Here is an 8,854-nt window from a genome sequence, read left to right as displayed (position 1 = left end):
GTTATAGTCTCGTGGGCTCGGAGATGTGTATAAGAGACAGCCCCTCCCCTGCGTCAGCGGGGGAGGGTTAGGGAGGGGGCAATACGTCGCTGCACGACAACCTCACGCCGCCTGCAGCATCCCCTGCATGTCCTCGTAGGACGGCAGATGGTCCAGCTTGCCGACCGCGGACACCGCCATCGGGCCGGCAAAGACGCGGTTGGCCGCCGCCGCCACATCCTCCGGCGTCACGGCGTCGATGCGCTCGAAGATCTGCTCGATGGTCCGTACCTCGCCGGTGCGCAGCAGGGTGCGGGCGAAGCGGTCGGCGCGACGCATGGTCGATTCCAGCGACTTGCCCACCGAGAAGCGCATCTGCTCCTTCGACCGCTCCAGCTCCACCGCGGTCACGCCGTCGCGGGCCTTGCGCAGCTCCTCGAAGAAAACCGGCACCAGCTCCGCCACCTCCTCCGGCCCGGTCCCGGCGTAGAAGCTGAGCGCCCCGCCGTCCGCATACTGGATGGGTGCCGCGTAGACCGAATAGACCAGCCCGCGCTTCTCGCGGATCTCCTGGAACAAGCGCGAGGTCATGCCGCCGCCCAGGATGTTGGCGAGGTGACGAAGCGCGTAGCTCGCCGAATCCTCGGTGCCGACGCCGGGGAAGGCCGCCATGAAATGCACCTGCTCGGCGTCGCGCTTCAGCAGCGCCGACCCGCCCTTGTTGACGACCGTCTCCTGGAAGGGGTCGTCCTTGGCGGTCAGATGGCCGAACAGTGCCTCCGCCCGGCGCACCACGGTGCCGTGATCGACGTTGCCGGACACCATATAGACCATGCGGCGCGGGTCGTAATGGGACACATAGTCGAACAGATGCTCCCGCCCGAAACCCGCGACGTTCTCCTTGGGGCCGAGGATCGGGCGGCCCAGCGCCTGCCCGTCGAAGGCGGTGCGGCGCAGCGCCTCGTAGACCACATCCTCCGGCTCGTCGGCGTAGCGGCCGATCTCCTGGATGACAACGCCGCGCTCCTTCTCCACCTCCTCTTCCGGGAAGACGGAGTTGAGGACGATGTCGCCGATGATCTCGCAGGAGACGTCGACGTGCTTGGCCGCCATCTGCGTGTAATAGGCGGTGACGTCGTAGTCCGTGTAGGCGTTGAACTCGCCGCCGCGGTTCTCGATCTCCAGCGCGATGCCCAGCGCGTCGCGGCTTTCCGTTCCCTTGAAGATCATGTGCTCCAGGAAATGGGCGATGCCGTTCACCGCCGGCCGTTCGTTGCGCGCCCCGACGCCGACCCAGACGCCGCTGGTCACCGTGCCGAGATGCGGCAGGTGGTCCGTCAGCACGCGGAATCCGTTGGCGAGGGTGGTCAGTTGGATCGTCACACAGGGTCTCCTGGTAGGGCACGGGATCGCCCGGAACATCGGGGGCGTTGCATTGACGTGGGGCGCCGCCCGCGCAGGAACAACGCCCCGCGGTTTGGGGTCAAGTGCGTCGTCAACCGCGCGGCGGCGCCAAAGCGGCGCTGAGGGCGCGGCGGTTGCGGTGGGCGCGCATCAGCAGCGGCGCCGGAACGTCGCCCGGCACCAGCAGACGCCCGCCCGGCAGCAGCCGCACGCCGTGCCGTTCCAGTTCGTTCAACAGCTCCGCCATGGACCTGCGCATGGTCGTCCTCCACCGAGCAGACTTTCACCGCTCGCATCATGGCGGAGAACTTCGATAGGATCGATACGGATCATCCTATCTCACCGATAGGATGATCCTATTCATTCCTCAATGCCGGCTTTTCAATGAGGCGAGACGGTCGGACAGGCTGCTGGGCGCCGGCTTCGCTCCGGTGGCTGCATCGAGCGCCGCCTTGATGTTGGGATCGTCCTCTTCCGGTTTGGACGGCTTCAGCAGGCGGGCTTTGGCGCTGGACGCCTCCGCCTGGGCAAGATCGCGGGCCGCCGCGTCCTGCATCGCCTTCAGCGCCGTACCGAGGCTGGAGGTGGCGCCGCTCAGCCCCGCCGCCTGCCGGGCCGCCTCCGCCCGCTGCTCGGCCATATCGCGCTGCTGGGCGGCGCGGCCCATGTCCCGTTCGGCCCGCTGCAACGCGCTGCGGGCGGCCTTCAGCTTGCCACCGGCCTCGGCGTAGGTCGTTTCCAGCATGGTCAGGAACTCGCGCGCATCCACGGCGTCCTGCTCCTCCCGATCGATGTCCGGAGCCATCTGCTCCAGCATCCCCACCAGCGTTTCCAGGCTCTTTTCGAGCTGGGCCTTGCGACCGGCGTCGGCTTCCGCCTCCATCTGACGCTGCAGATGCTCGGCGGCGGCCATGCGCTGGCGGGAGAGTTGAAGGATGGCCTCGGCCTCCTTCTGCTCCTTTTCGTAGGCGGCGCGGGCCTGCGCGACCTGAAGGCCGAGACTGTCCAGATGCTCTTCCATCGTGCGCAGTTCGGCCTCCGTCGCGGCCTTCGGGTCCCAGCGCACCAAGGCCTCCACCGCCGACTGGACGGCCTGATCGGTCTTCACCCCGACGAGGTTGCGGATGAACGAGATCATGGTTGCGGTTCCTCTCTGTTTGGGCGGGTCTGTTTGGGCGGAGTTCACCCCGCCATGGCTCCGGCGTTCAGCAGCGCGACGGCGATCTGGAGGCCGGCCAGCGCCGTGCCCGCCGCGACGTTGCCGGATTCGATCATCGGGCGCAGGTCGCGGAACAGCCAGATGGCGATCAGGAAGGTAATCAACTGCAGCACCAGGGCAACCGCCCCCCAGATCAGGATGTCCACCAGGACGAGGCTGGTCGCCAGCGTTGCCGCCAGCGGAATCGCCAGCGCCACCATCGTGCCGCCCAGCACCAAGCCGGCGGCCTGGTTGCCGCTCGCCAGCAACTCACGCTCGTGCAGCGGCGTGACCGCGATGTAGACAGCCACCCCGATCAGGAACAGAGCCAGGGTCGCTCCGAAATGCAGAAGCAGCAGCGGCAGGCCGGATTCAAGGCCCTGCAGGATTTGCGCAACGCTGGTGTCCATGGTGTCTTCCGTAGGGGCTGGCGGGATCAGGCGGAAAACCTGGGTGGGGCCTCAGGCGAGGGAGAGCGAGGCGGGGTTGAGGTCGACGCCGGCGCGGACCTCCACCCACGCCTCGCCGCCGTCCTCCACCGCCGCGACCAGCACATACTCGGTGCGGGGCGCGGGGTCCGCGGCGCCGGTGGGGGCCGCATAGAGCATGGCGGTCAGGCGGCGGGTACGGCTGCCGCGGTGGTCGGTCAGCGTCTCGTCGAAGGTGATGGGGGCGATGCGGGACGCGCCGGGTGACCACAGCCGCCCGTACAGCTTGCCGTCCTTGGTCTGGAACTGCGGGTAGCCGATCATCCCGTCGGCAGGGTCCAGCCAGAAGCCCCATTCGTCGTTGTCGGTGGGGTGCACCTCGTCCAGCACTGAGAACCAGCGGCATTCGTCCGGTGTTCCCCCGGCTCCCAGATGAAGCTGGTAGAAGCCGCTTCCGCCCGGAAGATAGAGCCGGTGCAGGGTCACGCCGCCGCCCGTCAGCGTGCCGACGGCCTCCACGCTGACCATCGCGCCGGCGCCCTGCGGCGCCGCGGCCTTGATCGCGCCGCCACCCAGCAGGAAGGGCGTGGGATCGGGCGTCAGCGTCATACCCACGCGGAACAGCGACGGTTCGTAGGACGCGCCGGTGGCCTTGGCCTTCACGATGCCGGCGGCAGTGCTCCAGGGAGAACGGGTCATGGCGGAACCTCCGGAGCGGGAGCCCGACGAGCGGCGGCGCAGGACGGTCACGGCCACCACCATGCCCCCGACGAGCACAATCAGAAGAAGCAAGGTGCCCAAGCCCCCTCCGGAGCCCCCATCGGACTCGGCCGAGGACGGCGGCGTCTCCGGCGCGGCCTGCGCGACGTCGCGCGGAATGTCGGGCGGCAGGTAGCCGGGGTCGCGCGGCCGGTCCTCCTGCGCGCGCAGTCGGGTGTCGAGATCGTCCAGGCGCTGGCGCAGGTCGGGGTCGCTCTGCGCGCGCCGCTCCGCCTCCGCACGCCATTCCGCGTAGCCGGGATCGCCCTGGTGGTTGTGGAACCAGTCTGCGTAGCCGGGGCGCGACAGGTTATCGAGCAGGAACCACAGGAACAGCCCGTTCCACAGGCCGAAGCTGGGACGGCTGCCATAAGCCCAGCCCGGCGGGCGCCAGCCGCCGTACCATCCGCCCGGCCCATAGCCGCCGGTGCGCCGCTGCCCCCAGCCGGCGCCGGAGCCACCGCCGCTCTGCCATCCCCCTCCCCAGCCGGACCCGGAAGCGGACCCGGACCCGGAACGGGGAGGCGGCGCGGCGACCGGCGGGGTGCGTTCCCGCTGTTGCTGCTGCGCCCGGTAGCGGTCCAGCGCCTCGCCGCTCGACCGCCGCGACACGCCCAGATCGCCGCCGCCGGAGGGCACCCCGCCGGGAGAGCCGAAGGACGGCCCGCTTTGGGGACGGCTGTAGCCGCCGCTGCCGGTGGACGGCGCGCGCGACGGGGCGGAGCGGGTGGAGAAGGACGGGGTGCGCACGGACGGGCGGCTGTACCCCCCGCTGGAGCTGCGGCTTCCGCCGGCCCGCGCCTCCGCCGCCTGCGGCCAGAGCAGCGCGGCACTGGCCGCCGCCAGCCCGGCGGGCACCGCCGCGGGTGCGGCGGCGGGCAACGGTTGGAGTGGCGCCAGAGCCAGAAGAACGCTCAGGAACCAGGCGGCGATCCGGTTCCGAACGGGCTTTGTACCAGTGGGATTGGGGCCTGGGGGCATGGAGCCTGCGCGGTGCCGTGGATGCCGGCCAGAACACCCTACATGCCCAATTGTTCACCATCAACCTCTTCACCAGCGGGTTAGCCATGGTGATGCGGCGGTCCGCACAGAAACCCCACCGGGGCGTTCATTGCAAAAACCATGAGGAATTCAGGAAATCGCCGCCCCTCCACAGGGCCGGCGGGAGCAAGTTGTAATACCACTTCTATGGCCGACGCCTGAAAACGTGTCGCAGGCGGAGCGTTGACTTGACGACTCCCAAGGCCGCGACGTAAGACATCTCCGTTCCGCGGAAGTTCCTTCCGGAATGGTAGGACCAGCGGCGTGGCAAGACGCCGCAAGGGCAAAAAAGCCGGGTCCGCGAGCGCGCCCCCGGGTCGGGGAATCGGACGACTGTTGAGCAACCTTGGATGAGAGGACCGCACCGTGCTTGAAGCTTACCGCCAGCATGTCGCTGAGCGTGCCGCGCTCGGAATTCCCGCCCTGCCGCTTTCGGCCAAGCAGACCGAGGAGCTGGTCGACCTTCTCCTGAACCCGCCGCAGGGCGAGGAAGCCTTCCTGGTCGATCTCATCACGCACCGCGTCCCGGCGGGCGTGGACGACGCCGCCAAGGTCAAGGCCGCCTTCCTGGCCTCGCTCGCCAAGGGCAACGAGACCTCGCCGCTGATCTCCAAGGTCAAGGCGACCGAGCTGCTGGGCACCATGCTCGGCGGCTTCAACATCAAGCCGCTGATCGACCTGCTGGGCGACGCCGAGTGCGGCGAGGCCGCCGCCGCCGGTCTGAAGACCACGCTGCTGATGTTCGACTACTTCCACGACGTCAAGGAGCTGGCCGACAAGGGCAACGCCAACGCCAAGGCGGTGATCCAGTCCTGGGCCGACGCCGAGTGGTTCACCTCGCGCCCTGAGGTTCCGGCCAGCCTGACGCTGACCATCTTCAAGGTGTCGGGCGAGACCAACACCGACGACCTGTCCCCGGCCCCGGACGCCTGGTCGCGCCCGGACATCCCGCTGCACGCCCTGGCCATGCTGAAGAACCCGCGCCCCGGCATCGTGCCCGAGGAAGCCGGCGTCCGCGGCCCGATCAAGCAGCTTGAGGATCTGAAGGCCAAGGGCAACCTCGTCGCCTATGTCGGCGACGTCGTCGGCACCGGTTCCTCGCGCAAGTCGGCCACCAACTCGGTGCTGTGGTGGACGGGCGAGGACATCCCCTACGTCCCGAACAAGCGTTTCGGCGGCGTCTGCCTGGGTTCCAAGATCGCCCCGATCTTCTACAACACGATGGAAGACGCCGGCGCCCTGCCGATCGAACTCGACGTCTCGCAGATGGAGACGGGCGACACGGTCGAGCTGCGCCCCTATGAGGGCAAGGCGCTGAAGAACGGCGCGGTGATCGCCGAGTTCACCGTCAAGTCCGACGTGATCTTCGACGAGGTCCGCGCCGGCGGCCGCATCCCGCTGATCATCGGCCGCGGCCTGACCGCCCGTGCGCGTGAGGCGCTGGGCCTCGCCCCGTCGACCCTGTTCCGCCTGCCGTCCTCCCCGGTGGACAGCGGCAAGGGCTTCACGCTCGCCCAGAAGATGGTCGGCCGCGCGGTCGGCTTGGCCGAGGGCCAGGGCGTGCGTCCGGGCACCTATTGCGAGCCGAAGATGACCACGGTCGGCTCGCAGGACACCACCGGCCCGATGACCCGCGACGAGCTGAAGGATCTGGCCTGCCTCGGCTTCTCCGCCGATCTGGTCATGCAGTCCTTCTGCCACACCGCGGCCTATCCGAAGCTGGTGGACGTCAAGACCCACCGCGAGCTTCCGACCTTCATCTCGACCCGCGGCGGCGTCGCGCTGCGTCCGGGCGACGGCGTGATCCACTCCTGGCTGAACCGCCTGCTGATGCCCGACACCGTCGGCACCGGCGGCGACAGCCACACCCGCTTCCCCATCGGCATCAGCTTCCCCGCCGGCTCGGGCCTCGTCGCCTTCGCCGCGGCCACCGGCGTGATGCCGCTGGACATGCCGGAGTCGGTGCTGGTCCGCTTCAAGGGCGCGCTCCAGCCGGGCGTCACGCTGCGTGACCTCGTCAACGCGATCCCGCTCTACGCCATCCGCCAGGGCCTGCTGACGGTGGAGAAGAAGGGCAAGAAGAACATCTTCTCCGGCCGCATCCTGGAGATCGAGGGTCTGCCCGAGCTGAAGGTGGAGCAGGCGTTCGAGCTGTCCGACGCCTCGGCCGAGCGCTCCGCCGCCGCCTGCACCGTCCGGCTCAACAAGGAGCCGATCATCGAGTACATGCGCTCCAACATCACCCTGATGAAGTGGATGATCGCCAACGGGTACGAGGACGCCCGGACGCTCGGCCGCCGCATCAAGGCGATGGAGGACTGGATCGCCAACCCGTCCCTGCTGGAGCCGGACGCCGACGCCGAGTACGCCGCGGTGATCGAGATCGATCTGGCCGACATCAAGGAGCCGATCGTCGCCTGCCCGAACGACCCGGACGACGTGAAGCTGCTGTCGGAGGTTGCCGGCGACAAGATCGACGAGGTCTTCATCGGCTCCTGCATGACCAACATCGGCCACTTCCGCGCCGCCGGCAAGATCCTGGACGGGAAGACCGACATCCCGACCCGCCTGTGGATCGCCCCGCCGACCAAGATGGACGCCCAGATCCTGACCGAGGAAGGCTATTACGGCGTTCTCGGCAAGTCGGGTGCCCGCATGGAGATGCCCGGCTGTTCGCTCTGCATGGGCAACCAGGCGCAGATCCGCAAGGGCTCGACGGCCATCTCGACCTCGACCCGCAACTTCCCGAACCGCCTGGGCATCGACACCCGCGTCTATCTCGGCTCCGCCGAGCTGTCGGCCGTCGCCGCCCTGCTGGGCAAGCTGCCGACCCCGGCCGAGTATCTGGAGCAGGTGAGCGTCATCAACCAGAAGGCCGGCGACATCTACCGCTATATGAACTTCGACCAGATCAAGGAGTTCCAGGACGTGGCCGATACGGTCGCGGCCTGATCCACTCTTCCCCTCCCCCCGCCCAGCGGGGGGAGGCCGGGAGGGGGCCAAGCACGAGAATTTCTGCGTTAATGAATAGCCCCGCCGGAATCGCTCCAGCGGGGCTTTTCTTCTTTGGTCTCGGCATTTGAACCACAGAGATACAGAGAGCCTCAGGCCGAACGTTCCGCGCCATGAGCACCAGCCTGCGCCAGATACGCGCGCGGTGACGCCCCCAGCGTCCGCTTGAACATCGTCGTGAAGGCCGCCGGGTTGTCGTAGCCGAGGTCCAGCGCCACCGTCGTCACCGGAACCCCCGCGACCAGTCGCGGCAGGGCGGACACCAGACAGGCCTGCTGGCGCCATTCCACGAAGCTCAGCCCCGTCTCGCGCCGGAACAGCCGGGTGAAGTTGCGGCGGCTCATGCCCAGACCGCCGCTCCACGCCTCGATCGTCGCCTGGATCGTCGGCTCCTGCAGGAACCGCCGGCAGCGCTCCGCCAGGGCAGCGTGGGCGGGAAAGGGCAGCGACAGCGGCTCCACCGGAAGCCGTCGCATCTCGTGCAGAAGCAACGCCATCACCGCGCCGTCGTGGCTCTCCGGGTCGTAGTCCACCGGCACGTCGATCGCCCGCCCGATCAGGCTGCGGAAGAAGGGCGACAGCGCCACCACCTCGCAGCGGCCCGGCATGGTGTCGGCCAGCGCGGGGGCCAGATAGAGGCTCCGCGTCATGACCATCCCGATCATGCGGACCTCGTGCGGAACGCCCGGCGGAATCCACAGCCCGCAATGGGGCGGCATCACCCAGCGCCCCTGGGCGGTGGACAGCAGCAGCGTCCCCGTCGCCCCGGACAGCAACTGCCCGCGCCGGTGCGTGTGGGCAGCCAGCAAGGTGCCGTCCGCGTGATCCTGCCCCAGGGCGATCAGCGGGCTGGGCGACTCCTCGACCGTGTCGATGCGCAGGTTCCGGACCATGGCCCAGTCTCGTAAGAAATCGGCCTGACCGCGGTGGCAGGCCGTCGCGGCTCACCATAGGCTGTTGCTCCACACCAAGCAACGCGCCGCCCGCCAGCCAAGCGCCAAACCCGGCCAAGCGCCAAAAAAGGCTTCCTTCC

The 8,854-nt window shown here is 68.7% G+C and carries 7 protein-coding genes; 1 reads left to right on the top strand and 6 read right to left on the bottom strand.

Translation table 11 applies throughout. The features are described 5' to 3' along the window. Positions 1 to 102 precede the first annotated feature (102 nt). From Q4I23_RS11670 to Q4I23_RS11650, 5 genes are all read right to left on the bottom strand, one after another. Positions 103 to 1,362 carry a M16 family metallopeptidase gene (locus Q4I23_RS11670; protein ID WP_498526355.1) on the bottom strand — a complete coding sequence of 420 codons (1,260 nt, stop codon included), beginning with the start codon at positions 1,360 to 1,362 and terminating at the stop codon, positions 103 to 105. A gap of 112 nt (positions 1,363 to 1,474) precedes the next feature. Continuing rightward, the gene (locus Q4I23_RS11665) at positions 1,475 to 1,642 is read right to left on the bottom strand and encodes a hypothetical protein (RefSeq protein WP_014197640.1); all 168 of its coding nucleotides are present in this window, start codon (positions 1,640 to 1,642) and stop codon (positions 1,475 to 1,477) included. A gap of 108 nt (positions 1,643 to 1,750) precedes the next feature. Beyond that, positions 1,751 to 2,521, bottom strand: coding sequence for a hypothetical protein (locus Q4I23_RS11660; RefSeq protein ID WP_498526354.1), 771 nt, complete (start codon positions 2,519 to 2,521; stop codon positions 1,751 to 1,753). A 44-nt stretch (positions 2,522 to 2,565) separates the two neighbouring features. After that, a complete protein-coding gene (locus tag Q4I23_RS11655; RefSeq protein WP_498526353.1) occupies positions 2,566 to 2,991 on the bottom strand; it encodes a DUF350 domain-containing protein in 426 nt (141 codons plus the stop codon). Between the two features lie 51 nt (positions 2,992 to 3,042). After that, positions 3,043 to 4,650 carry a DUF2491 family protein gene (locus Q4I23_RS11650; protein ID WP_498526352.1) on the bottom strand — a complete coding sequence of 536 codons (1,608 nt, stop codon included), beginning with the start codon at positions 4,648 to 4,650 and terminating at the stop codon, positions 3,043 to 3,045. Positions 4,651 to 5,175: 525 nt separating this feature from the next. Between Q4I23_RS11650 and acnB the strand changes: the two genes are divergently transcribed. Beyond that, positions 5,176 to 7,761, top strand: coding sequence for a bifunctional aconitate hydratase 2/2-methylisocitrate dehydratase (gene acnB / locus Q4I23_RS11645; RefSeq protein WP_454017509.1), 2,586 nt, complete (start codon positions 5,176 to 5,178; stop codon positions 7,759 to 7,761). 152 nt (positions 7,762 to 7,913) lie between these two features. On the opposite strand, the gene Q4I23_RS11640 is transcribed toward acnB, so the two are convergent. Next, positions 7,914 to 8,714, bottom strand: coding sequence for an AraC family transcriptional regulator (locus tag Q4I23_RS11640; RefSeq protein ID WP_454017508.1), 801 nt, complete (start codon positions 8,712 to 8,714; stop codon positions 7,914 to 7,916). Between the last annotated feature and the right edge of the window lie 140 nt (positions 8,715 to 8,854).

This window comes from Azospirillum sp. UFLA03-27, from assembly GCF_059803775.1.
Note: the sequence above shows the minus strand (reverse complement) of the source record. Positions and strands in the feature narration are given on the sequence as shown.

Coding starts and splice junctions, on each gene's coding strand:
- Q4I23_RS11665 (WP_014197640.1), bottom strand. CDS start 1,642: ATGCGCAGGTCCATGGCGGAGCTGTTGAACGAACTGGAACGGCACGGC.
- Q4I23_RS11660 (WP_498526354.1), bottom strand. CDS start 2,521: ATGATCTCGTTCATCCGCAACCTCGTCGGGGTGAAGACCGATCAGGCC.
- Q4I23_RS11655 (WP_498526353.1), bottom strand. CDS start 2,991: ATGGACACCAGCGTTGCGCAAATCCTGCAGGGCCTTGAATCCGGCCTG.
- Q4I23_RS11640 (WP_454017508.1), bottom strand. CDS start 8,714: ATGGTCCGGAACCTGCGCATCGACACGGTCGAGGAGTCGCCCAGCCCG.